Below are 22,396 nucleotides of genomic sequence, written 5' to 3'. Positions count from 1 at the left end.
CCTAATTAGTAAGCTGTTTTTCCATTGTCGCTACAGAAAGAGAGAAAACGTTACGATTTTCTTCTTTGTCCTCTTTTGTGACAACATAACCTAATGAGCAATATAACTCAATATTTCTTGGTACGCTCATTCGTACTTTACATTCGCTAATCATTTTCCTTTCGTACATGCGAATTGTTCAAGCTCTTCAATTAATGCTTTAGCTAATCCTCGTCCTTGCTTTTCTGGAATTACGGATAATCTAAAAAAATAAATTCTTTGAGCACTAAGTGTAAATCTTACCATCGCAACTGGTTGCTCATCGATATATCCGATAAAGGCATGCTCTCCATTTTTCATCACCTGTTCAATCGATTCAATTGTTTCACTTAGTGCACTTGATGGTGGGGTTGCATGTTCATACTCTATCAATTATGCCTCGGCATAATTGCGTCCGGAATCGGCTTTGTGCTTAGGCCTGCACGAGGGCCGACACGATGTCGGTCATTTCGGTAGTGCCACAGGACGTGGCGTTATTACCGATGCAGGTCAGTTAGCCGTTATCGCATGGATGCGATGGTTTTAGGCTAACATCCCCTAAGCACTCCTTTCCGATTCCGTGACATCCGCTGGAGGCTTTAACTACTTTCAGCGGATGTTTGGACACGCGCTGAAAGTAGTTAAAGGCTTGTAGCATAACGTCATGAATTGCTGATGCATCCTTTGCCTGCGCTAAAATAATGTTCATATACCAAAAACAAACCGCATCATCAGAAGATAATGCGGTTTGTACTATTAGTTTTTATTCACAAAACGAATGGCTTTACTCATTACCGTTGGGACGACTGATGCATGATTTTCCTCCAACGCTTCATAAAACGCTATGTCCATAATTCCCCCTAAATCGCTCGCAATTTGTTGCGCATCATCCACCATAAAGGTTTCAAGTTCCCCTACGCCGATGAATAATTTTTCATACGCAAATGGACGCTCTTTTATAAATTTCGAAGCATAACTGAATAGTTCATGCTCATTCCACCAAACAGAAGGACTAATCGCTATATAACGTTGGAAGGCTGCTTGATGATGGAATAATTGCCAAAGCACAAAGTAGCCCGCTAATGAATGCCCGAACAGTGATTGCTGCAGCATATTTACAGGGAATTGAGCCTGAATACTTGGCTTTAATTCCTCCTCTAAAAATGTACTGAAGTTTTCAGCTCCTCCATGTTTCTCATAGCCCTTTCCTTTAAATCTTGCAGGATACGTATACGTTTCGGCTTGTCCTGTAAAGTCATAAAATCTTCGTTCATGCATATCCGCACCATGCCCAATGCCAACAACAATAGTTGGCAAAATACCCGTTTTAGGTGCATTGCGACTTTGTAGGCGGACCGCTTCCTTAACAAGATGGAAATAGGACGATCCATCTAATACGTATAAGACTGGAAAACCTCCTTCCGGTATTTCTCCATTCGGTACATAGATATTTACCGTATACGTATAATCCGTAAACTTCGATACAATTTCTTGCGTCACATAATCAAGTGCTTTCTCCTCAATCATTTGTCGGTCTCCTTCATAACATCATAGCCGTAACATACGGGTGTTTTCGTAACTGGATCTTGCATAATACGTGCGTTAATATTGAATACGTTACGCATAACATCTGCACATAAAATTTCCTCAGGTGTTCCAGTTTTCATTACTGCCCCTTGTCGCATTGCGATTAAATGATCAGAATATCGCGCCGCGTGATTAATGTCGTGCAATACCATAACAATCGTACAACGATGCCGTTCATTTAAGTTTTTCACAATTTCTAGCACCTCTAACTGATGTGCCATATCTAAATAAGTTGTCGGTTCGTCCAACAGCAGAATACTCGTTTCTTGCGCTAAGGCCATTGCAAGCCATACACGTTGGCGTTGACCTCCAGAAAGCTGAGCAAGCTCTCGATCTCGGTACTCCATCGTATTTGTCACATTTAAAGCCCATTCAATCATTTCCTCATCTTTTTTTGTTAAGCGATTCACATTATTTCGATGTGGATAACGACCATAAGCTATGAGCTCCTCAACCTTTAACTGACCTGGTGCAATAGGCGTCTGTGATAAAATAGCTAGCTTTTTCGCAATGTCTTTCGTCGATAAATTTTGCATGTTTTGGTCCTGTAAATAAACCGTCCCCTGCTGCTTCTTTAATATACGACCAATCGTTTTTAAAAGTGTAGATTTCCCACATCCATTGGGGCCTATAATAGTCGTAATCTTTCCTTCTTCTATTGTTAAATTTAAGCCTTCAAACACACGAATTTGTTCATAGCCTGAAGCCAAATTTTCCATTCTAAATGCCGTTTGCATACGATTTCCCCCTATGCCTTCGATTTCACTAGTAAATATAAGAAATACGGAATCCCGATAATCGAGACAACAATACCAACTGCTAGCTCAGACGGCGCAAATACTGTTTTTCCTATAAAATCAGCTGCAATAAGCAATCCCGCACCTATTAATGCACTTACTGGCATGATGTAACGATGTTGTATACCTACGAGCTGTTTAGCAATATGCGGTGCCATTAATCCAATAAAACCGATACTACCTGATACAGATACACAGGCACTGACTAAGCCAACGCTCGCCAATAACAGCTTCATTTTCTCTTTTTCTACCGCTATCCCTAAGCTAGTAATACTATCCTCTTCTAATTGGAAATAATCGAGCAAATATGATTTCCGATAAACGTAAAAGCCTAATAAAATAAGCCACGGTAGCATAGTTACAACAAAAATCCAGTTTGCATTATAAATGGAGCCTGCCATCCAAACTGCAGCAGCTTCAAAATCTTGAGCATTCATTTTCAATGATAAAAATAATGACAATGCCCCAAAGCCACTATTAATCGCAATCCCTGTTAAAATTAACCGTTGCATATCTAAATGACCATTTTTTAGGGCAAATGAGAAAATTAACACAGCGGCCATCGCACCACCGATAAACCCAAAAATCGGCATCATCAAAATAGATAGCCAACTACTCATATCTGCAGATGTAAGATGTAATTGAAAGAAAAACATAAATATGACTACTGCTGCACCAGCACCAGCATTGATCCCTAGAATCCCAGGGTCTGCTAAGCCATTACGCGTAATACCTTGTAGCACAACCCCTGCCATTCCTAAGCCAACACCGACTAATGCTGCTATGACAATACGTGGTAATCGGAATTCAAAAATGACAAGATCAAATTTGGGGTTCGGCTCAATTCGTAGCAATGTTTTTAAGACATCCATCACCGACATATCAAAGACACCATTTGTAAGATGGAGATAGCTTGCACCAAAAATTAATAACACCAATATTGAAACAGTCATCAGGAATACACTTGAGGTTTTTTTACGCACGTTTTTCACCTCCGTGTTTACGAACTAAATATAAGAAGAATGGGACACCAACCAATGCCGTTAAGACGCCGATTGGAGTTTCGAATGGGTAATTAACAAAGCGACTGAGCACATCACAAAGCGCTAAGAAAAACGCACCTACTACAGCTCCACACGGAATGATAAAGCGGTAATCTACGCCAACAAGGAAACGTGTAATATGAGGAATAACTAACCCTACAAAGGCAATCTTTCCTACAAGTGCGACAGCCGTTCCTGTTAAACATACAACGGCAAGCATACTAATAATTTTTACGGCTTTTGTCTTTTGCCCAAGTCCAATAGCGATATCTTCTCCTAATGAAGTGATCGTAATGGCCTTAGCTGATAATAATGCAAGCACTAAACCAACTAACCCAAATGGAATCGATAGCATGAGCATATCCATATCTACCATATGGACTTTTGTGTTATACCAAACACTTACCGTTTGTGATACTTGGAAATACATCGCAATAGCTGTAGCAATACTGCTTAAAAACGTACCAATGACCGTACCAATAATGGCAAGCCTTACTGGTGATAAACCATTGCGAATTAAAGAGCCAAAACCAAATACAATTCCTGCGCCTAATGCTGAACCGAGCATAGAAAGTAAAATCATTTGGTAATTAGGAAGCCCTGGAAAAAATACGATTGCTAACGTGATCACAAATGCAGACCCATCATTCACGCCCATTAATGATGGAGACGCTAAATAATTCCGTGTAATACCTTGCATCACTGCACCAGCTACTGCTAAAAATGCTCCCACCAGTAAAACCGCTGCAATTCTAGGAATACGTCCTGTTCGTATAATTTGGTGGTCCACATTCGAAGGGTCAAATGCAGTAATCGCCTGCCACGCCGTTATTGCGCTAATGTCTTTTGTGCCGTACATAACGGAGACTAATGCCACAATCGCAATTAGGAATGGAGAAGCTGCTAATATTGAAAATGCTACAATGTTTGTTTTTTTCAACTTCCGCACCTTTTTCTATATCAATTTATGCCTCGACGTAATTGTAGCTATCGCTACAGTAAACATTTGCCGCTGTCGCGCGGATAAACAATGCGTCCAGAGGCGTTGGGCCAACAAATGTTTTCTGTGCGAAAGCGTAGTGATAACGCAGCGGCAGCAACATGATGTTGGTCACTCAGTCGTTGCCACAGGACGTGGCGTTCTTAGACTGAGTTCCTCTAACCTATAAAAGGCTGGTAATAGCCTGGTGATACCACCAAATCTACTACCAGCCTCTTTATACTATTTAAGTAATTTTTCAGCTGCGATATCTAAGAATTTCACCTTAGACCATGCAGTACCACCTTGTGCTAAAGGTTCAATGGCATTCACGAAAATTTGATTATTTTGTGATGCCTTTAAGCTTGTAAAGATTGGATTTTTTTGTAGCTCTTCTAACGCTTTTGGTGCGTCAGCATTTTCTGATTCCTCGAATTGAAGGAAAATAGCATCAGGATTAACCTCGGCTAATGTTTCAAGAGATAGTTCAGCCTGTGCCTTTGCCGTTTTTAAAATCTCTGGTATTGGAGCACCTAAATCTTCATATAAAACAGGGTTTAAGTAAACTCCCGCAGGATAGATATACATGATGCCACCACGTACTCGAATAACTAGAATTTGCTTGTCCGCTAATTGCTCTTTAGATTTCACTTGGGAGTCAGCAACCTTCGCTTCATAATCTGCAATGATTTTTTTTGCCTCATCTTCTTTACCTGTAAGCTGTGCAAGTAACGTTAAGTTCTCTTTCCAATTTGTAGAGACATGAGAATACGGAATCATCGTTTGAATTTTTTTAAGCTTTTCAGCCATTTCCTCAGGGTATTTTGAGGAACCTAAAATAACATCTGGATCCAGTTGAAGAATGGCTTCCGTATTCGGTGTCATTTTATTCCCAACAAGCTCAGCACCTTCTAATTCAGAAGCAAGATATGCTGGAATTTTCCCACCTATATCAAGCACACCAACTGGCTTGATACCGAGCATTGCCGCATCTTCCATAGATTCTAAGCTTGCAGCTACTATGTTTTTGACATCTGTAGCAATTTCATATTTTTCGCCTAAATATGTAATCGTTTGTGTTTTCGCTTCATTTGTTTGCGTTTCTGTTGCACTAGTTTCTGCTGCATTATTTGTAGATGTTGATGACTCTTCTGCTTTATCCGTTCCACACGCAGCCAAAGATAGAGCTAATAGAGCAGGTGCACACATTTTAAAATATTTATTCATCGATATTCTCTCCTAACGAACTTGATTATATTGATAATGATAATCATTTTCATTTATAAGTCAATAGTATTTATTTTTTAATTGATATCTATTATCATTTACGGATACTATCCTAACAAAGTGGAAAACAGATGTGAATGGACGATTTCACGAATCACATGGACTTTTGCCGATTCCCGAGCACAAAAAAAGCTGCTTCTTTTTAAAGAAACAACTTTTTTATAAGTATTTAGCTTCCTCAAGCATTGTTTTTCGATATGTTGTCGGCGACATTCCAGTACATTTTTTAAATACTCGACTGAAATAAAAGCAGTCTATATAACCTACACATTCTGCTATTTCCGCTACTGGCGAATCGTCATATTTCAGTAACTCCTTTGACCGTCGAATACGATATTCCGTTAAGTAGACGCTAGGATTCATCCCTGTATGCTGTTCAAACAGATAGGCAAACTTACGACGCTCCACGCCAAATTCTTCAGCAATTTTCGAAACAGAAAGTTGTGTAGCATAATTCTCATGTATATACTGTAAAGCTTGTTCCATCTGGTGACTTGCCGTATCGAGCACCTTCACTTTTGCCGACATAAGAATAGCTTCCAAAAGATTCATAAATAGAGTCTTTGCTTTTAGCACTGACATATTACCTGGCATTGCTTGGCTTTCTATTAACTGCTGTACATAGTCAATAATTTTAGTATGATAGCCTGTATTGATTAAAAAGTGCTGAGTTGATAATGGATATAAAATTGACTCTTCGGTAGAAAGTTGATAATGAACAACTGCATACTCCCATCCTTTATCATTAGAAGCTTTAATTTCGATTGGCATTTGTGGTCCTGCATGTACGACCATACCCGGCTCCATTGTATAAGGAGTACCGTTAAAACTAAATATAGCGCTACCAGCAAGTGGCACAACCAATCCACACTTCCCGGGGGCTGTTGTTCGACCTTTGTCTACTTGACCTGGCTCCATTTTATTCGTAAAAACATCCGTAAATTTTACAGACGCATGTGCATAGTAATCGATTAAATGCTTGATATCCATTTTATAGCCCCTACATTCTTTAAAACTGTTTGAATTTGTGAAAAATGATGTAGATCATGATCTACTAAACTAGCAAAATAACTGTAAAGTGTTAGTTCAGAAGCACCAATTGTAAAAGGCTGTTGCCATTGCTCATCCACTATTTCATAAAGCGCATCTATTAGCTGATGTCTCTGATGGATAAAATTAGCTATCGTTTCATCTTTACTTCGTGCACGACTATTCCTTGCTGCACTAGCATTCATCTCTCCTACATCTGGCCCTTTTGGTAAGCTCTCCTCTGTAAAAAGAAACGGTAAACGTTGATTTAACACAAATTCATCCCACGGTGTAAGATGTCCAATTACCTCTGCAACCGCCCATTTCCTAGGCTCTATAGGGGTACGCCATTGTTCTTCAGTTATGCCTGCTAAACTTTCCACAAATACGATAGATCTTTCATAATGCGAGATTATTTGATGTTTATCGTGATACAAATCCCTTAGCTCCTTCGCTTCATTTTAGTAGAAAATCTGTAGTTTCGTCCAAATTGATTCCCACTGTTTGTTATGGATTCTACCCTTATAAACTTCATGCATCGGAGAGCCCTTTTGAAAATATGGTGTAGGAGCGACAATTCCAGAAACTAAGTGTTTAATACCATGAGGTGCAGCTATCTCAAGTCTTCCATAAGAAAGCCTCACTCCAATAGCTGTTGGCATTTCTGGAAAATGCGCAATACCATCAATAGATGATTGATAAGGCTCACTGTTATTTACTACATGCATTCTTGCTTGGTTTTTCACAGACCAAGGCACATCAGGTAAATACTTCGTCAATTCTTGTTCATGTTGCTTCTCATAGTTATCTGAGAGATTTACTTTATCAAAATATATCACATCAATATCAGCTAATGGCGTTCTATATTCTTTTTCATGCAGATAATCCCACACCTTGGATCGAATAAATCCTGCACATATCCATGAATCAGGTAATTGGAGCTTTTCTACAATTTTTAGAATGTCCATCATCCATTCATCTGCAGCAATTAAGCTTTTTAACTCTTCTTCTGTTTTTATCAGTTTCATTCACCTCTGAATTCATAGCTATTTACAGTTCTATTTGAAGGGCTTAGAAGAGAAAAAATCGGCTGACCATTGTACCGATTATATTTATAAATTTTATTTATACAAAACGAAAGATAATATATTAGATTTATAAATTATTTACCAGTACCCTTTAACTAATAACGCTAAAGGAGCCGCTTATGAAAAAATCTTTTATTTTGATTGTGACTATTGCCATCGTAATGGGACTTTTTTATACGAAGCTTTCACTGACCCTCGTCAGTATTGGAATTATTGCCGCTTTTATCGGTACCCTTGCTGGGGGCGCTGGGCTTATTACGATCCCGGCCATGATGCTTGTTGGCATACCTATTCAAACAAGCATTGCTACGAATAAGTTTTCATCGGGCATTGCAGCGTTGTCGAGTATCTTTTATCTTCTTTACCATAAGGAGCTTCGACTAGCCTCTATTATGAAATATGTTGCTGTAGCTTTTGCCGGAGGAATTTGTGGTGCACTCCTAACAGTATCCATCTCAGAAAAAACGATGAATATTATTGCATGTATTCTACTTTTTTTCGCCTTATTTATAACGTTGAAAAATAAAGAATGGACTGTTAGTTCAGAAGAAGATGACACTAAGCACAGCGATAAATTATGGCAGCCACTTTTAATCGCGGTTTATGATGGTGGCTTTGGACCTGGCTCTTCAACCTTCAGCATACTACATTTTTTACGCTACCATTACTCCTATATAAAGGCTGTACAGCTCACACGAGTACTTATATTTGGGAGCTGTACAGGAGCATTTTTAGTATTTTACCAAACTGGCTTTATTCAATGGCATTACGCAATTGCAATGGCAATAGGATCCATTATCGGCTCTCAGCTTGGCCTTTTAGTTTTACCAAAAATCCCAATGAAAACAGCGAAAATATTACTAACAGTAATCATCTCGTTACTACTCATTCAAGTATCATTAAAGATTATATAGCTTGAAGCTTCACTAACTGCTTAAATGTTCATGGATTAACTTCCATTCATTGTTTAAGACCGTAAAAATATTCGTTGCTCTCCCGCTGCCTGATACTAATTTTCCGTTATGATAGCCTTCATAATGGTATGTATAAATACAGGTAGCTGATTGTTCATCAACCGTAAGCCAGTGCACATCAGTAGCCGAATAAACTTCTTCCTTTATTACATTCCAAGCATCAGTAAAATAAACACCTATTTCTTCTACAGTCGTACATGTTTGATCCGTAAACCAATACACCGCTTGCGGATGCAAAATTTCCTTTACGTTATAAAAATTATGGGAATTTGTAGCCTCAATATAGCGCTCTAAAGCTTGTTGATATGGCATGGTAATTTCTCCTTTTAAATCATATTATCTGAAGTTCTACTTTTTGGACATAAATATAATAAAGAAATATAGAGAAAGGGAAATATAATGGTCTGATTATTTTAGGGTATGGACATTTAAATAAGAATGCATGACAAGACTATTTCATGCAGTTTATGATGAGGGAAAATAAATAAGGAGGATACCCATGCTCGCTACTATTCAAAAACAACAAATTAACTATGGCGTAAAATTTAACCGACCGCTGTCACATTCAGTGGATACTATTTGGGCTGTATTAACAGAGAATGGAAAGCTTCAAAAATGGATGAATAATTTAGAAATTATTGATCTTCGAAAAAACGGTAAAATCCATTTTAATATGAATGATGGAACTGATACTTATATGGAAATAACAATTACAGACTATGTTGAGAAAGAGGTTCTCGAATTTGATTGGGGCAAAGATACAGTTAGATTTGAACTCTCCCCCACTAGCAGCGGTTCTATATTAGTATTACTTGAATCGATTGGTGAGCTAACTGAGCATACCCCTAAAGATTTAGCCGGGTGGCATATATGCTTAGGCCTACTTTCGGATTTATTAAATGGAACGGTACATGAAGCATTCCCAGAGGAAGAATGGCGAAAGTGGTTTGCAGAGTATAAGCAACTTGTGCATGACGTAGAGAAGAATTAAGTATATTAAGAATAAACTCCTAGGGTGTGAAGTTAATGCTCTAGGAGTTTTTAAGTGTTGAAAATCAAAATAGGTAAGGAAGTCTTAGTGCATGTTACGATGCTTTAAATGAGGTTGATTTCGTTCCATACTACTTGCTTTCGCACAGATAATAATACTGTTGCTGCCGCTTCGTTTGCTCTTCTCTTTCGCATTTTTCACTGTAACTTAGAGTGACATACGAGAAGATACCTGCCATGTGAAGTGGTTGATTGGAGTGGAGACTGGGTGACTCCTTGGGGATCATCGGACGCCCCCAGGAAACTCTGCTCTGTGCGAAAGCGTAGCGACAGCAACAACAAAGCGCCCAGTCGGAACGGAAATCAATCCCTCGTTTTGCTGAGTAGCTATACTTTATTTAAAATGACAACTTTATTTCATAGACATGCTCTTAATTACCATCTCGAACATTCATACGAGCGAATATTTCTTCTTGCAATAGTTTGGAAGCGCCAGCCACTTCTGCTACTCCATCGGAACCCTGCAATAAACTCTCTTCCTACAGCAGTTAGGAAGAACCAAAAGCTCGATCCATTAAACATCCATATATACGTATTTCTAAATAGGCATGATTGAATACCACTTGTTCCTATTCCGAATGGTGGAGTTGATGGTGCAAAGCTAGGTGGTGGGCCTAGAGGCATTTGACCTGCTGGTGGTGGGCCAAAACTAGGTGGTTCAAACGATGGCGGCGGGCCGAAACCAGGCGGGCCAAACGACGGTGGTGGACCAAAACCAGGCGGGCCAAACGACGGTGGTGGACCAAAACCAGGCGGGCCAAACGACGGTGGTGGACCAAAACCAGGTGGTCTAAATGATGGTGATTGGCCAAAACCAGGTCGTCCGAATGAAGGTTCGAAATCGGATTCTGGAAGTGGCATAATCTGTTCAAATGGATTGTTCATGATAAACCCCTCCTTTTACATAATTCAATATATGTAGGAGGGCTAATAACCGTTGAGCAATTGCCTATTAGCCTTGTATTTAGTCGACTTAAACTACATTCGTATTTTTACTGTAAACACCGTATAATAAAAGGCATGTTTTCCAAGAAAAGGGGTACTCATGCGAAAAATAATTTTACTAATTACTACAATTGTATTGTCCTTTGGTATCTGGCTATTTTTCAACTGTACAAATTTTTCTGCAGGATCAACAAGTATTCAAGACAGGCTAGCTGCTGTTAAAAAGTACAAATATTATTTAGATAAAGGGAACGATAAAATTGGCAAGGAAATGGCTAAAGAAGATTTGGTCATTGTGGAGCCAATCGAAATGCAGCAGAAATATATTAAACAGGCTCAAAAAAACGGAACATTAATTTATGGCTATATTAACGCAATGGAAGCAGACAAATGGAATTTAGAGTTTTATAGCCAATTAAAAGAAGAGGATTTTTATAAAGACGAACGCGGAGAAAAGATGTATTTCTCTGAATGGGATTCGTATTTAATGGATATGACATCTGAACACTATCAAGCGCTTTTACTAGAAGAAATTCAAAAACAAATTGTTCAAAAAGGGTTGGATGGTGTGTTTTTAGATACTGTTGGCAATATCGAGTCCTACTTACCTGAAAAAGAACAGGGCGTACAAAATGAAGCAATGCTTGCCTTTATAAAAAACATAAAGCAGCAATATAACGACTTGTCTGTCGCTCAAAATTGGGGCTTTCAAACATTAGCCGATTATACAGCACCAAATATCGATTTTGTTATGTGGGAAAACTTTTCTTATGATGTAGTCGGAGAAGATGAATGGGCGCTGAATAAGATGCAACAATTAATTCAGATCCGAGAAAAATTCGGCACTCAGGTGATGGCAATCGGATTTGACGACGAAGAGAAAAGTCGAGCCTTAGCTGAAAAATATCATTTTAAATTCTTTTATAGCCCAGCAGGATCTTACTACAACACATGGCAGTAATGTCATCATCTATTAAATAATGCTTACAATCCTCTCCGTCAAGCAACACACTCGGAGGGGATTTTGTCATGTAATTATCTAGACAAATAAGAGTGCATTACCCGCCAATCCTCAAGCTTTTCTTCAAAGGATTTAATATTTTTCCCTGGTATTGGGCTAGTTGAAGGCATTTTCTGATATGCTCGACCATCTAAAACCTCAAGGCCAATATGCTTTTTAAAAACCTCGAACGCCTTTGCGCCATTAAAAAGCACTAACTCAATATAAGGATAGTGTTCAAAAAGCGTTTTAAAGTCATTCGGTTTTTCATTACGAATGGCTGCATCTAAGCTTCCTTTACGCTCGCACGACTCTATGGTATCCCAGAGACCAATATGATGGTTCTTTAGCAATTGTAATCTTTCTCCATAATTCTGAGGTATTTCTACTTCTAAGATTTCCCCAATAATCGGCCAAAAGTGATTACGTGGGTTACCATAATATTGCTGCTTCTCTAACGATTGTTTCCCCGGCATTGAGCCGACAATTAGCACTTTCGTTGACAAATCAATAACCGGTGATAATACATTTTTAAGTTCATTTGACATGACAATCACTCCTTCCTTCTATTGTAGCGGAAGATTTGTGTCAATGTTATGGAAGGGCACATTCGCTCGTATCAAAATTAAGGTTCCTCACCATAACACGGGGTTGATTTCCGTTACGGCTGGGCGCTTTCTGGGAGCCGCCCAGTCATAACAAAGATCAGCTTATCCTCATTACATACATTACCCATCTCTATCTTTCAGTGATGAAACTTTACATAGGAATTGCTTATAAAGAAAAATCAGAGCCAGCAAGTATTTCCTCCGAGCTTTTTACATGCAGGTTATTGGATGAATGATTTTTTATATAGGTCCTTACTATTTCGTAACCAATGCAATATCCTATCCACTGAGGAAGCTTTCCACCATATAAGAACTCAACATGATTGTTTAATCCTTGAATATTGATTTGAGGCAAAATATGCCCCCTCCAAATTTCTAGCATCTTATCCAATGAGTAGTACTTCAACCATGGTGCTAACCATTTATCCCCGTAAATTTCCTCCACTGCACATTCTGCTAACCCTTCTAAAATTAAAGAATCTAATAAAGTCACATCGTCTAGCAATTTATTTACATATTGCAGACGACAAACATGATTATACTCATGTGCAAATAGCGCTTTAAGCTCCTGCTTTTCAAGCTCTCCTATATATAAAAACATAGCATTTGGATAGGCAACACCGTTTTTCTTAGTAATCGTTTGCTCCTGCGTGATTGGGAAGATATAGATTGGTATATTTGGACCGCTCCATTTCTCCTTTAAATAGTTAAATTCCTTCTGTACTACTTCCCAAACGTTTTGTCTTTTTAACATGTTAATATCTATTTTTTCATGTGACTGAAAAAGTCCCTGTTGCAGTAGTTCAAATTGTATTTCATCTAGAGATCCTCCAATAAAAATCTCTACTAAACGACTGCAAAGTATAGAGCGTTGTAAGTCCTCAAGATTTTTGTGATTACGCTTTTGACTAGCTATTAATTCATTGAGCCACTCATCTGTAGGTATTACTGACATACATTCCCCCCTTACTATAGCTTATGTCTGACGTAGACAATCGGCTAGTGATAATGTTTGCAACCGCATATATTAGCTTGTAAGGAAGCCGAAAGGAGGGATAGTTTGTGAATCCAGCTGATACTTATAATCTTTGCTGTAAATATCATGGTAAACGTGTAAGAATTGTAGAAACTGGTGGCAGAGTACATTATGGAGAAATAACTAGGGTGGATAGAAGACAGGTGTGGATTCTACCTGATAGACGATTTGGCGGTTATGGTTTAGGATGGGGTTGGGGTTTTGGAAGAGCCGGAGCAGCTTTTGGAATTGGAATCGCATTTGGGGTAGTTGCCGGAATTGCCCTAGCACCACTACTATTTTGGTAATATTGAAATGACTAATTTTACTATCCGCTGCGCGAAGACATGGAGAAAAAATAAGCCATTTCAATCTACTGAGATGGCTTATTATCCTCATTGCACTTGCTCTTGTTGCTGTTTGATTTTAATCAACTCGGATATTGTGACAAATGTATAGCCTTGTTTCTTCAGTTCTGGTAATATTTTTTCCAATGCTTTGATGGTCTGCGTACGATTGCCGCCTCCATCGTGGAACAAAATAACATCACCTGGCTCCGTTCCCTTCATCACTTTTTGTACAATTTTATTGACCCCTGGCTGTTTCCAATCTTGAGTATCCTGATGCCAAGACCACATCACTACTTTGTATCCATCCTTTACAGCGGCATTAATCATTTGATCATTATAGTAACCACCTACAGGACGGAACAATATCGGTGAAAATCCAGTAATACTATAAATTATTTCCTTTGTCTTACGTAGTTGTGACTGTAATTCAGCTACGGAAGCTTTAAACGGATGTGAATACGTATGATTGGCAAGCTCATGTCCTTCTGAAAAAGATCGTAAAACAAGGTCTGGATATTTTTCTGCATTTTTTCCAATAATAAAAAACGTCGCCTTTGCATCATACTTAGCCAATAAATCTAAAATAGCTGCCGTATACTGGGGATGAGGGCCATCGTCGAAAGTCAGAGCAATTATTTTGTCTTTTGTGTTAATGTCCCATACAACTTCCCCTGTCTCCTCATAATAAGGTCGTCCTTTATCCGCATAGGTTGTCACTGAAGAAATTACCGATATGATTAAAAAAAACAAGGATAGAACCAATACATATTTACGTGTCATAAGCATCACCTCCCAAGTTCAAATTCACATAACTCCGTCAACTTACTATTTACGAATTACAATGAATTATACTTATGAAGGTTTGGCTGTTTTCTCCTCTTAAAACACCGATCATTTTTGGTAACTAATAATTTTTTAATAAAAATGCCGAACACCTTTTTAACTATCGCCATATGTATATAGAGAGAAAAGGAGTGATTTCGGATGGTAACAATTGAGCCTATTATGATTAAAGGCCATTTTTTCACTGCAATAGTTGTTCAATTACCAAAAACAACACTGCTAACAATTTCTAACGACACGGGGTACATTATGTGTGGGGCTTTAGATGTTGGTCTATTAAATGACCGCTTAGCAGATCGGAAAATTATTGCCGGTCGAGCAGTTGGCGTGAAAACAATTGATGAATTATTGACAGCTCCATTAGAATCTGTGACATATGAAGCGCATCAACTTGGTATTTCTGAAGGAATGTCTGGTGTAGAGGCATTATTAAGAATGGTATAACAAAATTATTACAAAGCGTCAGTGCAATACGACTAGGCGCTTTTTTCTTCAGTCTTATAAAGTGTATAAGCTATTTACTCTATTCCTATACTTTAGACAAAAGGAGTGTTTGTTTTGTCTAAAGATAATCATCGGAAAATACATGTAATTTTGTTGTTAATAGTACTAATTATTTTCGTGTGGTCTGTCATAAAACCAGTATCCTATTTAGACTGGCTCGCAGAAGTTAGTCCCGCTGTCGTTGCAATTATTATTGTAGTCGCTATTTATAACAAGTTTCGCCTTACAACACTTTCTTATTTTATCATTGCCCTTTTATCTATTCTAACATTTATTGGTGGACACTATACTTATTCGGAGGTTCCACTTTTTAACTGGATTAAAGAGGAGTTTCACTTAAAACGAAATGACTACGATCGATTTGGGCATTTCCTAAAAGGTTTGATGGCCATTGTCATAAGAGAAATATTAATACGAAAAACACCACTAGTAAAAGGCGCCTGGTTAACAGGCATAACAATAAGCATTATGCTCGCTATTGCCGCTCTCTATGAAATCATTGAATGGCTCAGTACAAAAATTTCAAAGGGTAGTGGAGCAGCGAAAGATTTTGTAGGTATGCAAGGAGATCAATGGGATGCACAATGGGACATGCTTTCGGCCTTCCTTGGGACAATTTTAGCTTTACTGCTATTTACAAAACTCCATGATAAATTGTTGAGAAAGCAGACAAAGTAAAACAATTTTCTTCTGTAGCAAGCATAGCATAACTAATATGAACCATTCGAAAGGTGGTACTCTATGTACTATGCAAGTGTTAGTCAACAATCACCCCATGTATCTCGCGTAATTGCTGTCACTGGAAATGGAAAAGTATTAGCTACTCCAAGCTATGTTCAAATTCAGTTAGAAGTCCAAACAAGAGGAAAAAATGTACAAGATGCACAGCAGGAAAATGCGCTAATTATGAATCGTGTCATCCAATCTCTTTTAGCTCTCCATATCCCGAGAGAAAATATTCAAACAACGGTTTATACTATTTCCCCACTTTATGATTATAAGGACGGCCAACAGATTTTTAAAGGCTATGAAGTAACAAATGGTATTACCGTTAAAGTAACGGATACGAGCCAGATTGGTGAAATTATTGATACAGCAGTAGAAAATGGTGCAAATCGGATTTCCTCTATCCAATTCAACATTGACAATGTAGATGCCTATTATCAACAAGCTCTTAGTTTGGCCCTTCATAATGCCCAAATGAAAGCTAAAACGATTGCAGAAACGATGCATCTGCCTTTACAACCACAACCAATCGAAATCGTTGAGGAACATGAAGATACACCTGTCCTGTATAGATCAATGGCGATGGCTGATTCCAAAATATCGACACCTATTGAACAAGGTCAAATAGCCATTAAAGCGAATGTTCGAGTGAAATTTCAATATTAAATTGTATAAGAGCCTACACCCTATTTAAATAGGATGTAGGCTCTTATAGTTATTTAAGCTTGTAGAGATTATCTGTCGTTATATTCAAACGTATTTTTTTCTAGACATACTACTTCATCGGAAGTTTTAAAAATAATATCAAAATGCTCACTATACGAATGCATAAACAATTCATATTGAATCCGACGTTCTTCATGGGATTGCTTTAAATAATTGATATCGGTTCCCCTTTCAATTACATCACGACCGGACCTTCTCTTTAATTCCGTCTCACCATCTGTATAAAAATAAATTTTCAAATCAAATAGTTGGGGATCAATAAATGCTACACACATCCCCTCTACAATTGTTACTTTATTTTTTGAAGAAATAAACGCACATTTCATATAGTGCGTATCTATTGTCAATAAATCCAGACCCTTTCTAACCATTTGAATATCTCTTTCCAAAGAAGGCAAATGATGCGCCGCTGGATGGCAAGCTGTCATTTTAAAATGATGCCGCTCGTTTCGATAAGTATAATTGATAATTGTATGCTTTCGTATATCCGAACTAACAATGTACGGGTCTGTATTGATATAATTCACTTCATCTTCGTTAAAGCAGTTAATAAGATTATTGGCGAACGTTGTTTTTCCTGCTGCTCCATGACCAGAAATACCAATAACAATTGGCGTATCTTTCTTGCTGGCCCAAGTAACAATATTTTGCAATAACCTATCCATCTTTCTTCCCCCGCTACTTCTATTATTAGTTTTTATTTCATAGTTATTATACCTTCTTTGCTAATTAGTTCCAATTCGTTTAACGCATCGCCAATTTTACCTTTCTTTAATTGATCCGTATGTTCTTCTTTCTGATAACCTTCTAAATTAACGCTTATATCGCTAAAAAATAATATGGAGATTGAATATTTCGGATTTCACCTGAGCTGTCGGCTGTTGGATCTGAGTAGTCTTTCGGTAAAATCGAGCAAGATGAAGGCCCATCGGAATCATTCATGAAATTATATGGTTTGACATATATTTAAGCATCATAAATTGGTTCAACAAGGAGGGTTTCATGCAATCTGAAAAATTGCGATTAAGAAAGATTCAACATCTTGCTCATGAAATTACTGATGAAATGAATAAAAGCGGAGTACTTACTCACTTAGAAACGTTGATTCCTGTTATTGATAATTTATCTCGTGCGATTGGTGATTTAACAGATTCCTATGGAAAGTATTCATTAGATTATGTAGAGGAAAAAGTGGAAAATGCTCATACGCTTTTGTTTAACAAAGAAAAAGTGGATGTCTATTTATAAAGATATAGGAAAAGGGTAACCATTTATATGGTTACCCTTTAAACATTTAATGTGTTTCAGGATTAAATGTTTTACAATCTGTTTCTTCACTATTAGATGCATGTTGTCCCTTTTGACTTACAACATAAATTTTTTCTGCACCACATCTGTTTCCAGAGTTCCAAAATGTACAGTTATTGACTTCACAAAGAATTTCTTGTGCCATCGTTTCCACACCTCCTCTTTTTTATCATTAACAAAATTGAGGTATTCAATACTTAGTCTTAGAAGGTGTAATGAAACGGAAATATACATCATTTAAACTTCGATTTCATAGTGTTGAAAAACAAAATGGTCAAAGAAATCTTTGTGAATGTTGCGGCTCTTTAAGTGAGAGTGATTTCCGTTCCAGGCTACTCGCCCAGTCGGAACGGAAATCAACCCCTCATTTTGCCATAAGAGTCATACTTTAATTTCATTGTCTCAATAGCTTTTCTCCACGTTAATCAATAACCTTTGTTGGTGTTGCCTTTTGCACAATTATAATGCCATCATATGCCTCAGCAGGTGTCATATTAATTGTATAAAGCATCTTCATAAACTTATACCAAACACTAAAGTCATCTCCGATATTACCCATTCTTTGTTTTTGTGCTAAGATGTCAGCTAAATCCTGAGATTCATTAGCCTTTTTAAAGTCTACATAGAATATATTTTCCTTCACTTCGCTGAAAGCATCTATTAATGCATTACGGTGCTTAATTGTATACTCTTTTCTTACGCCAGACTCATTTTGTGCTTGAAACGTATTTTTAACAAAGTCAGTCCCAATAGCAAAGTACGCATCTTTATACACTTCGTCTAAGTATTGGCCCATAGATTTGTACCCTGCCAGATTCGCCGAAGTTTTTTCTATATGTCCATTATGAGCAGACATCAGTACTTTATCATGACCTCGACCCGCTTCAAAATCAACGATCCATTGTAAGTTGTTCGCTAAATATTCATCACGAAGATTTGCATAATTATTATCACTTAAAAATAATTGCGTTCGCTGCTTCATAATTTGCGCATATTGAGCAGCAAGTAAATAAGCTTCTTTCGACGATTTCTTTTCATAAGAATCTTTATTTGTTTGCAAATCCTTTATGATTGCATCCATACTTTTGTCAAGTTTCTCTAGCTGACTACTAGATAAATCTCTCATTGTTTTATTCGTCGCATCTTTTAGCTGTTCCTTATATTTCTTAGCACCTTCACTATTGACCACTTCGTAATAGTCTAGTAATCCTTTTTTACTATAATCATAGCGTTGCATATCGTTACCATAAAAATAAATTTTATCTTTCTCATTGGCAGTCATATTGTAATCATGCATCCACTGAACAAACTCAATCATTTGCTCTGTTTTATAAATACCATAATCCAAAGCTTTTACCGCTTCCTCAGCTGTGCCAGTACCATTTAAAATAAACTGATTAATTTGCTGAGCGCCACCAAAATCACCTTCTAACACAAACACACGAACATTTTCATTTTTTATTAAAGCTTGAAATACATCTTTCTTTAAAGTTTGGAATTCAACGTTACCATGTGTTGCTTCTCCAAAACCAATTACTTTCACGTCATTTGGAATATCGATATTTTCAACCGCGGATGTATATTTTGAAGCATCCTTAACAGCCTCTACCTTTCCCCACCCCGCTAAAACAAACACAAGAAATATTGTTGAAATTAACAAAAAACTCCTTTTAACAAGTGCCATTTAAAAAAGCCTCCCTTTATTTATAAAAAAGTTACTCCACATTAGCAGAATGAAATAGTCCCACACTTTATATAGCTTTTCGTTGGAAATATAAATATCCTCCAAGGAAAAACAGTAAGAATCCTCCTCCTACAACTGTTAATAATTGATCCCAAGGCACGAAGAATACATCACCTGTATTACCACCTACATTCATCATCAAGAAGGGCTGCCCCCATGGATAGTAAGGTCCAAAACGTGCGGAATTGACCGCTAATATAGACGGTAAAGTAAATACAACGTTTACTGCAAATGGAGCAGCAAAACTTTTAAACATAATGGACGTCCAAAGCTGCAACGCGACTAATGGCATTGTCGCTAGCCATCCGCCAAAAATACTTTTCCACACAATTTCCATTGGGAAGGGATCTGAGTAGCCTTTCATAAGACCTACTGCATATATAGAACATAAATATAATATCTGCATCGCCATCACAAGAAGCATAATTAATACATACTTTGCGGCAAACACTTTCCCTCTTGTCACAGGTAGTGCTAAAAGTTGTTTCCAGCCACCAGATTGATGTTCATATCTACAAATTAGACTCGCAAATACTCCTGAAATTAAAGGTAGAAATAATAATGCATACAATAAATTCATAGAAATTAACGAGCTATACCATTCATTAACTCCAGAATCCGCCATATCACTAAAATTCGATGTTAATCCTATAAAAAGTCCGATTATAGGTCCTGCCAAAATTAATGGCACCATTTTTGATTTACGTAATTTAAACCATTCAGCGCTCAATATAGATCCCATTACTTTACATCCCTTCTAGCGAAATCTATCATTCCGATAATATACAGCAAAATACCGATGCTGATTCCAAGCACGACATTTATAACGGTTTCATCCCATTGATTCATTAAAGATGGCCATTTCCAAATCATCCAATCAGGCAATACAAAGGAGGAATAGGCAAAAATCACGCCGAAAATGCCTACTGTAATTGGGATCCCCTGATTATGACAAACACTTGCAATCCAAAGTTGAAGTGCCAATATTGGCAATGACGCAAAATATGGATAGTAAGCAAATTTAGCAATTTCCATATATGGTGTGCTATCGCCTAAGTCTAAAAAGACTCCGTAAGCCAGTGTCACTAGCATTAAAATCGTGGAAGACAAGAACAGTAAAATTGCCAAGACCGAGAATTTTGATAAATACACTGTCAATTTAGACACCGGTAGTGCAATTAATTGCTTCCACGCGTTCGTTTCATTTTCAATACTCGCTATAAATGAAGTTAAAATAGCAATCCCTAAAACGATAGCAAGTGGTGTAAATGAATGAACATTTAATAAATAGTAGCCCCAATCGTCCTCGCTTTGCTCTAACAAATAGTCCTTCCTTACGCCGTAATTTACCATTTGCATCGCAACAACACCGATTGGTCCTAAAGCTGTTAGAAACCATAATCCTTTGCGTTTAATTTTCAAAAAGTCAGAAGTTAATAGTTTTCCTATCATAGCGCTTGCTCTCCTGTTGTCATTTGAAGGAAAATATCCTCTAAAGATCGTTTCTCTTCTTCCACTCGGTAAACCGAAATGCCTTCTTGTACAAGGATTTGTACAATATGTGCTACCTTTTCATCTGAGCATTCATCAAATAAGATGAGGTCATCCTTATGTTCTGCCTTAATACCATTTGCTACTAATGAACGCCAGCCCTTTTCACTATCACTCACTTTAATGACTACCTTTGGCTGGGCAAATCTACGCATTGCTTCAATTGAATCTTGGAAAATCATTTTCCCCTTTGTCACAATACCTACTTGCGTAGCCATTTGATCAATTTCAGATAATAGATGGCTTGAAATAATAATCGTCATTCCATATTCTGAAGGTAGTCGTTTAATCAAATTACGAATTTCGATAATACCAGATGGATCAAGACCATTCGTTGGTTCATCTAAAATAAGTAATTCAGGATTATGTAACAACGATGCAGCTATACCTAAACGCTGTTTCATCCCAAGAGAAAAGCCCTTTACTTTTTTATCTGCGGCATCCTTCAAACGAACAATTTCTAACACTTCATCGATCCGTGACTTCGGTACACCTAAAATTTTTCTTAACGCTTCTAAATTTTCATAGGCCGTTAAATGTGGATAATAAGAAGGGTTCTCTACTAATGAACCAACCTTTGATAAAATATTAATTCGTTCCTTCGTTAGATCTTTTTGGAACATTTTAACAGTTCCGGAAGATGGCTTCATTAGACCAAGAAGCATACGAATCGTCGTCGTTTTACCCGCTCCATTCGGTCCTAAAAATCCGTATATTTCACCTTTGCGTATTTTTAAATTTATATTTGATACAGCTTGCTCTTTACCAAAGCTCTTTGATAAATTTTCTGTTTGTACGATATATTCCATTGTCCTCACCTCTGTAATTATCATAAGAAATGAAGGTTAAAAACAGGTAAGGTTCAAGGTTAAATTTTGTTTAAAAAAGACAATTTATCAAAACATGGGTTGAGTTCCGTTCCGGCTGGGCGCTTTGTAGCTGCCGCTACGCTTTCGCACAGAAAACACACCCGCTGCCTCAGGCCAACACGATGTTGGTCACGAAGGCGTTATCACAGGATGTGATGGTTTTAGCCTTCGTTCCTCGATTGCTGATCTCCAAGGAATCGCCCAGCCGTAACGAAGATCAACTTATTTACATGGCGTACGTTTTATCAATTGGAATCCCTATTTTTGTGATGAGCTTTAAAAAGAACTTTGCAGACATACTATTTGGACAATCAATCTAAGTATGAAAATGAAGCATGCCTTAACATGCTTCACG

At 37.6% G+C, this 22,396-nt stretch carries 29 protein-coding genes; 8 read left to right on the top strand and 21 right to left on the bottom strand.

The features are described from left to right. Position 1: 1 nt before the first annotated feature. The 10 genes from ACQKN4_RS08700 to ACQKN4_RS08655 all read right to left on the bottom strand — a co-directional run bounded on the left by ACQKN4_RS08700 (position 2) and on the right by ACQKN4_RS08655 (position 7,768). On the bottom strand, positions 2-130 hold the full coding sequence (locus tag ACQKN4_RS08700) for a hypothetical protein (protein ID WP_427483372.1): 129 nt from the start codon (positions 128-130) through the stop codon (positions 2-4). Between the two features lie 20 nt (positions 131-150). After that, positions 151-411, bottom strand: coding sequence for a GNAT family N-acetyltransferase (locus tag ACQKN4_RS08695; RefSeq protein WP_427483370.1), 261 nt, complete (start codon positions 409-411; stop codon positions 151-153). Positions 412-774: 363 nt separating this feature from the next. Next, positions 775-1,545: an alpha/beta hydrolase gene (locus ACQKN4_RS08690; RefSeq protein ID WP_079562185.1), complete on the bottom strand. Its 771-nt coding sequence runs from the start codon at positions 1,543-1,545 to the stop codon at positions 775-777. Then, positions 1,542-2,342 (bottom strand): ABC transporter ATP-binding protein, encoded by an 801-nt coding sequence (locus tag ACQKN4_RS08685; RefSeq protein ID WP_079562184.1) that lies wholly within the window; start codon positions 2,340-2,342, stop codon positions 1,542-1,544. The genes ACQKN4_RS08690 and ACQKN4_RS08685 overlap by 4 nt, the downstream gene beginning before the upstream one ends. An 11-nt stretch (positions 2,343-2,353) precedes the next feature. Beyond that, positions 2,354-3,385, bottom strand: a complete 1,032-nt coding sequence (locus tag ACQKN4_RS08680) for a FecCD family ABC transporter permease (RefSeq protein ID WP_427483367.1) — start codon at positions 3,383-3,385, stop codon at positions 2,354-2,356. After that, a complete protein-coding gene (locus tag ACQKN4_RS08675) occupies positions 3,378-4,385 on the bottom strand; it encodes a FecCD family ABC transporter permease (protein ID WP_079562183.1) in 1,008 nt (335 codons plus the stop codon). The genes ACQKN4_RS08680 and ACQKN4_RS08675 overlap by 8 nt, the downstream gene beginning before the upstream one ends. Before the next feature lie 282 nt (positions 4,386-4,667). Continuing rightward, on the bottom strand, positions 4,668-5,651 hold the full coding sequence (locus tag ACQKN4_RS08670; RefSeq protein WP_079562182.1) for an ABC transporter substrate-binding protein: 984 nt from the start codon (positions 5,649-5,651) through the stop codon (positions 4,668-4,670). 219 nt (positions 5,652-5,870) lie between these two features. After that, positions 5,871-6,701 (bottom strand): AraC family transcriptional regulator, encoded by an 831-nt coding sequence (locus ACQKN4_RS08665; RefSeq protein ID WP_079562181.1) that lies wholly within the window; start codon positions 6,699-6,701, stop codon positions 5,871-5,873. Next, positions 6,683-7,177 carry a DinB family protein gene (locus tag ACQKN4_RS08660; RefSeq protein WP_427483364.1) on the bottom strand — a complete coding sequence of 165 codons (495 nt, stop codon included), beginning with the start codon at positions 7,175-7,177 and terminating at the stop codon, positions 6,683-6,685. Before ACQKN4_RS08660 ends, ACQKN4_RS08665 begins: the two co-directional genes overlap by 19 nt. A gap of 24 nt (positions 7,178-7,201) precedes the next feature. After that, positions 7,202-7,768, bottom strand: coding sequence for a nucleotidyltransferase family protein (locus tag ACQKN4_RS08655; RefSeq protein ID WP_427483362.1), 567 nt, complete (start codon positions 7,766-7,768; stop codon positions 7,202-7,204). A 179-nt stretch (positions 7,769-7,947) separates the two neighbouring features. On the opposite strand from ACQKN4_RS08655, the gene ACQKN4_RS08650 reads away from it, so the two are divergent. Beyond that, on the top strand, positions 7,948-8,742 hold the full coding sequence (locus tag ACQKN4_RS08650) for a sulfite exporter TauE/SafE family protein (RefSeq protein WP_427483360.1): 795 nt from the start codon (positions 7,948-7,950) through the stop codon (positions 8,740-8,742). Between the two features lie 12 nt (positions 8,743-8,754). On the opposite strand, the gene ACQKN4_RS08645 is transcribed toward ACQKN4_RS08650, so the two are convergent. Beyond that, positions 8,755-9,114 carry a YybH family protein gene (locus ACQKN4_RS08645; protein WP_079562178.1) on the bottom strand — a complete coding sequence of 120 codons (360 nt, stop codon included), beginning with the start codon at positions 9,112-9,114 and terminating at the stop codon, positions 8,755-8,757. A gap of 187 nt (positions 9,115-9,301) precedes the next feature. On the opposite strand from ACQKN4_RS08645, the gene ACQKN4_RS08640 reads away from it, so the two are divergent. Then, positions 9,302-9,793 carry an SRPBCC family protein gene (locus tag ACQKN4_RS08640; protein WP_427483357.1) on the top strand — a complete coding sequence of 164 codons (492 nt, stop codon included), beginning with the start codon at positions 9,302-9,304 and terminating at the stop codon, positions 9,791-9,793. A gap of 434 nt (positions 9,794-10,227) precedes the next feature. Here the strand turns inward: ACQKN4_RS08640 and ACQKN4_RS08635 are convergent, their stop codons facing one another. Then, positions 10,228-10,737, bottom strand: a complete 510-nt coding sequence (locus tag ACQKN4_RS08635) for a transporter (RefSeq protein ID WP_427483355.1) — start codon at positions 10,735-10,737, stop codon at positions 10,228-10,230. A gap of 160 nt (positions 10,738-10,897) precedes the next feature. On the opposite strand from ACQKN4_RS08635, the gene ACQKN4_RS08630 reads away from it, so the two are divergent. Further along, positions 10,898-11,758, top strand: coding sequence for an endo alpha-1,4 polygalactosaminidase (locus ACQKN4_RS08630; RefSeq protein ID WP_427483353.1), 861 nt, complete (start codon positions 10,898-10,900; stop codon positions 11,756-11,758). A gap of 74 nt (positions 11,759-11,832) precedes the next feature. Here the strand turns inward: ACQKN4_RS08630 and ACQKN4_RS08625 are convergent, their stop codons facing one another. Continuing rightward, complete coding sequence (locus tag ACQKN4_RS08625; protein ID WP_079562176.1) at positions 11,833-12,345, bottom strand: DNA-deoxyinosine glycosylase; 513 nt, start codon at positions 12,343-12,345, stop codon at positions 11,833-11,835. 226 nt (positions 12,346-12,571) lie between these two features. Further along, the gene (locus tag ACQKN4_RS08620; protein WP_427483351.1) at positions 12,572-13,360 is read right to left on the bottom strand and encodes a DUF2268 domain-containing protein; all 789 of its coding nucleotides are present in this window, start codon (positions 13,358-13,360) and stop codon (positions 12,572-12,574) included. A 107-nt stretch (positions 13,361-13,467) separates the two neighbouring features. On the opposite strand from ACQKN4_RS08620, the gene ACQKN4_RS08615 reads away from it, so the two are divergent. After that, positions 13,468-13,728, top strand: a complete 261-nt coding sequence (locus tag ACQKN4_RS08615; protein ID WP_079562174.1) for a hypothetical protein — start codon at positions 13,468-13,470, stop codon at positions 13,726-13,728. Positions 13,729-13,815: 87 nt separating this feature from the next. Here ACQKN4_RS08615 and ACQKN4_RS08610 read toward each other — a convergent pair whose 3' ends face one another. After that, positions 13,816-14,550, bottom strand: a complete 735-nt coding sequence (locus ACQKN4_RS08610) for a polysaccharide deacetylase family protein (RefSeq protein ID WP_427483349.1) — start codon at positions 14,548-14,550, stop codon at positions 13,816-13,818. Between the two features lie 204 nt (positions 14,551-14,754). On the opposite strand from ACQKN4_RS08610, the gene ACQKN4_RS08605 reads away from it, so the two are divergent. From ACQKN4_RS08605 to ACQKN4_RS08595, 3 genes are all read left to right on the top strand, one after another. Continuing rightward, entirely contained in the window at positions 14,755-15,057 is a 303-nt protein-coding gene (locus tag ACQKN4_RS08605; RefSeq protein WP_079562172.1) for a YunC family protein, read from the top strand. A 114-nt stretch (positions 15,058-15,171) separates the two neighbouring features. Next, entirely contained in the window at positions 15,172-15,795 is a 624-nt protein-coding gene (locus ACQKN4_RS08600; RefSeq protein WP_079562171.1) for a DUF2238 domain-containing protein, read from the top strand. Between the two features lie 63 nt (positions 15,796-15,858). Next, positions 15,859-16,509, top strand: a complete 651-nt coding sequence (locus tag ACQKN4_RS08595; RefSeq protein WP_427483347.1) for an SIMPL domain-containing protein — start codon at positions 15,859-15,861, stop codon at positions 16,507-16,509. 68 nt (positions 16,510-16,577) lie between these two features. On the opposite strand, the gene ACQKN4_RS08590 is transcribed toward ACQKN4_RS08595, so the two are convergent. Then, positions 16,578-17,234 carry a uridine kinase family protein gene (locus ACQKN4_RS08590; protein WP_427483346.1) on the bottom strand — a complete coding sequence of 219 codons (657 nt, stop codon included), beginning with the start codon at positions 17,232-17,234 and terminating at the stop codon, positions 16,578-16,580. A 337-nt stretch (positions 17,235-17,571) separates the two neighbouring features. Here ACQKN4_RS08590 and ACQKN4_RS08585 point away from each other — a divergent pair, with 337 nt between their 5' ends. After that, positions 17,572-17,817, top strand: coding sequence for a group-specific protein (locus tag ACQKN4_RS08585; protein WP_427483344.1), 246 nt, complete (start codon positions 17,572-17,574; stop codon positions 17,815-17,817). 46 nt (positions 17,818-17,863) lie between these two features. Here the strand turns inward: ACQKN4_RS08585 and ACQKN4_RS08580 are convergent, their stop codons facing one another. The 5 genes from ACQKN4_RS08580 to ACQKN4_RS08560 all read right to left on the bottom strand — a co-directional run bounded on the left by ACQKN4_RS08580 (position 17,864) and on the right by ACQKN4_RS08560 (position 21,981). After that, positions 17,864-18,022, bottom strand: coding sequence for a DUF1540 domain-containing protein (locus ACQKN4_RS08580; RefSeq protein ID WP_079562167.1), 159 nt, complete (start codon positions 18,020-18,022; stop codon positions 17,864-17,866). Positions 18,023-18,298: 276 nt separating this feature from the next. Continuing rightward, positions 18,299-19,561, bottom strand: a complete 1,263-nt coding sequence (locus ACQKN4_RS08575) for an erythromycin esterase family protein (RefSeq protein ID WP_079562166.1) — start codon at positions 19,559-19,561, stop codon at positions 18,299-18,301. Between the two features lie 67 nt (positions 19,562-19,628). Further along, positions 19,629-20,363 carry an ABC transporter permease gene (locus tag ACQKN4_RS08570; protein ID WP_079562165.1) on the bottom strand — a complete coding sequence of 245 codons (735 nt, stop codon included), beginning with the start codon at positions 20,361-20,363 and terminating at the stop codon, positions 19,629-19,631. Then, positions 20,363-21,073, bottom strand: coding sequence for an ABC transporter permease (locus ACQKN4_RS08565; RefSeq protein WP_427483341.1), 711 nt, complete (start codon positions 21,071-21,073; stop codon positions 20,363-20,365). Before ACQKN4_RS08565 ends, ACQKN4_RS08570 begins: the two co-directional genes overlap by 1 nt. Then, positions 21,070-21,981 carry an ATP-binding cassette domain-containing protein gene (locus ACQKN4_RS08560; protein ID WP_427483339.1) on the bottom strand — a complete coding sequence of 304 codons (912 nt, stop codon included), beginning with the start codon at positions 21,979-21,981 and terminating at the stop codon, positions 21,070-21,072. The genes ACQKN4_RS08565 and ACQKN4_RS08560 overlap by 4 nt, the downstream gene beginning before the upstream one ends. Positions 21,982-22,396 lie beyond the last annotated feature (415 nt).

It is taken from the genome of Lysinibacillus sp. NPDC093692 (assembly GCF_050280125.1).
GTDB lineage: Bacteria > Bacillota > Bacilli > Bacillales_A > Planococcaceae > Lysinibacillus.
This window is presented reverse-complemented; position numbering and strand designations above follow the sequence as displayed.

Coding starts and splice junctions, on each gene's coding strand:
- ACQKN4_RS08560 (WP_427483339.1), bottom strand. CDS start 21,981: ATGGAATATATCGTACAAACAGAAAATTTATCAAAGAGCTTTGGTAAA.
- ACQKN4_RS08585 (WP_427483344.1), top strand. CDS start 17,572: ATGCAATCTGAAAAATTGCGATTAAGAAAGATTCAACATCTTGCTCAT.
- ACQKN4_RS08580 (WP_079562167.1), bottom strand. CDS start 18,022: ATGGCACAAGAAATTCTTTGTGAAGTCAATAACTGTACATTTTGGAAC.
- ACQKN4_RS08700 (WP_427483372.1), bottom strand. CDS start 130: ATGAGCGTACCAAGAAATATTGAGTTATATTGCTCATTAGGTTATGTT.
- ACQKN4_RS08610 (WP_427483349.1), bottom strand. CDS start 14,550: ATGACACGTAAATATGTATTGGTTCTATCCTTGTTTTTTTTAATCATA.
- ACQKN4_RS08630 (WP_427483353.1), top strand. CDS start 10,898: ATGCGAAAAATAATTTTACTAATTACTACAATTGTATTGTCCTTTGGT.
- ACQKN4_RS08565 (WP_427483341.1), bottom strand. CDS start 21,073: ATGATAGGAAAACTATTAACTTCTGACTTTTTGAAAATTAAACGCAAA.
- ACQKN4_RS08590 (WP_427483346.1), bottom strand. CDS start 17,234: ATGGATAGGTTATTGCAAAATATTGTTACTTGGGCCAGCAAGAAAGAT.
- ACQKN4_RS08635 (WP_427483355.1), bottom strand. CDS start 10,737: ATGAACAATCCATTTGAACAGATTATGCCACTTCCAGAATCCGATTTC.
- ACQKN4_RS08670 (WP_079562182.1), bottom strand. CDS start 5,651: ATGAATAAATATTTTAAAATGTGTGCACCTGCTCTATTAGCTCTATCT.
- ACQKN4_RS08655 (WP_427483362.1), bottom strand. CDS start 7,768: ATGAAACTGATAAAAACAGAAGAAGAGTTAAAAAGCTTAATTGCTGCA.
- ACQKN4_RS08595 (WP_427483347.1), top strand. CDS start 15,859: ATGTACTATGCAAGTGTTAGTCAACAATCACCCCATGTATCTCGCGTA.
- ACQKN4_RS08605 (WP_079562172.1), top strand. CDS start 14,755: ATGGTAACAATTGAGCCTATTATGATTAAAGGCCATTTTTTCACTGCA.
- ACQKN4_RS08570 (WP_079562165.1), bottom strand. CDS start 20,363: ATGGGATCTATATTGAGCGCTGAATGGTTTAAATTACGTAAATCAAAA.
- ACQKN4_RS08665 (WP_079562181.1), bottom strand. CDS start 6,701: ATGGATATCAAGCATTTAATCGATTACTATGCACATGCGTCTGTAAAA.
- ACQKN4_RS08620 (WP_427483351.1), bottom strand. CDS start 13,360: ATGTCAGTAATACCTACAGATGAGTGGCTCAATGAATTAATAGCTAGT.
- ACQKN4_RS08625 (WP_079562176.1), bottom strand. CDS start 12,345: ATGTCAAATGAACTTAAAAATGTATTATCACCGGTTATTGATTTGTCA.
- ACQKN4_RS08575 (WP_079562166.1), bottom strand. CDS start 19,561: ATGGCACTTGTTAAAAGGAGTTTTTTGTTAATTTCAACAATATTTCTT.
- ACQKN4_RS08690 (WP_079562185.1), bottom strand. CDS start 1,545: ATGATTGAGGAGAAAGCACTTGATTATGTGACGCAAGAAATTGTATCG.
- ACQKN4_RS08685 (WP_079562184.1), bottom strand. CDS start 2,342: ATGCAAACGGCATTTAGAATGGAAAATTTGGCTTCAGGCTATGAACAA.
- ACQKN4_RS08640 (WP_427483357.1), top strand. CDS start 9,302: ATGCTCGCTACTATTCAAAAACAACAAATTAACTATGGCGTAAAATTT.
- ACQKN4_RS08650 (WP_427483360.1), top strand. CDS start 7,948: ATGAAAAAATCTTTTATTTTGATTGTGACTATTGCCATCGTAATGGGA.
- ACQKN4_RS08645 (WP_079562178.1), bottom strand. CDS start 9,114: ATGCCATATCAACAAGCTTTAGAGCGCTATATTGAGGCTACAAATTCC.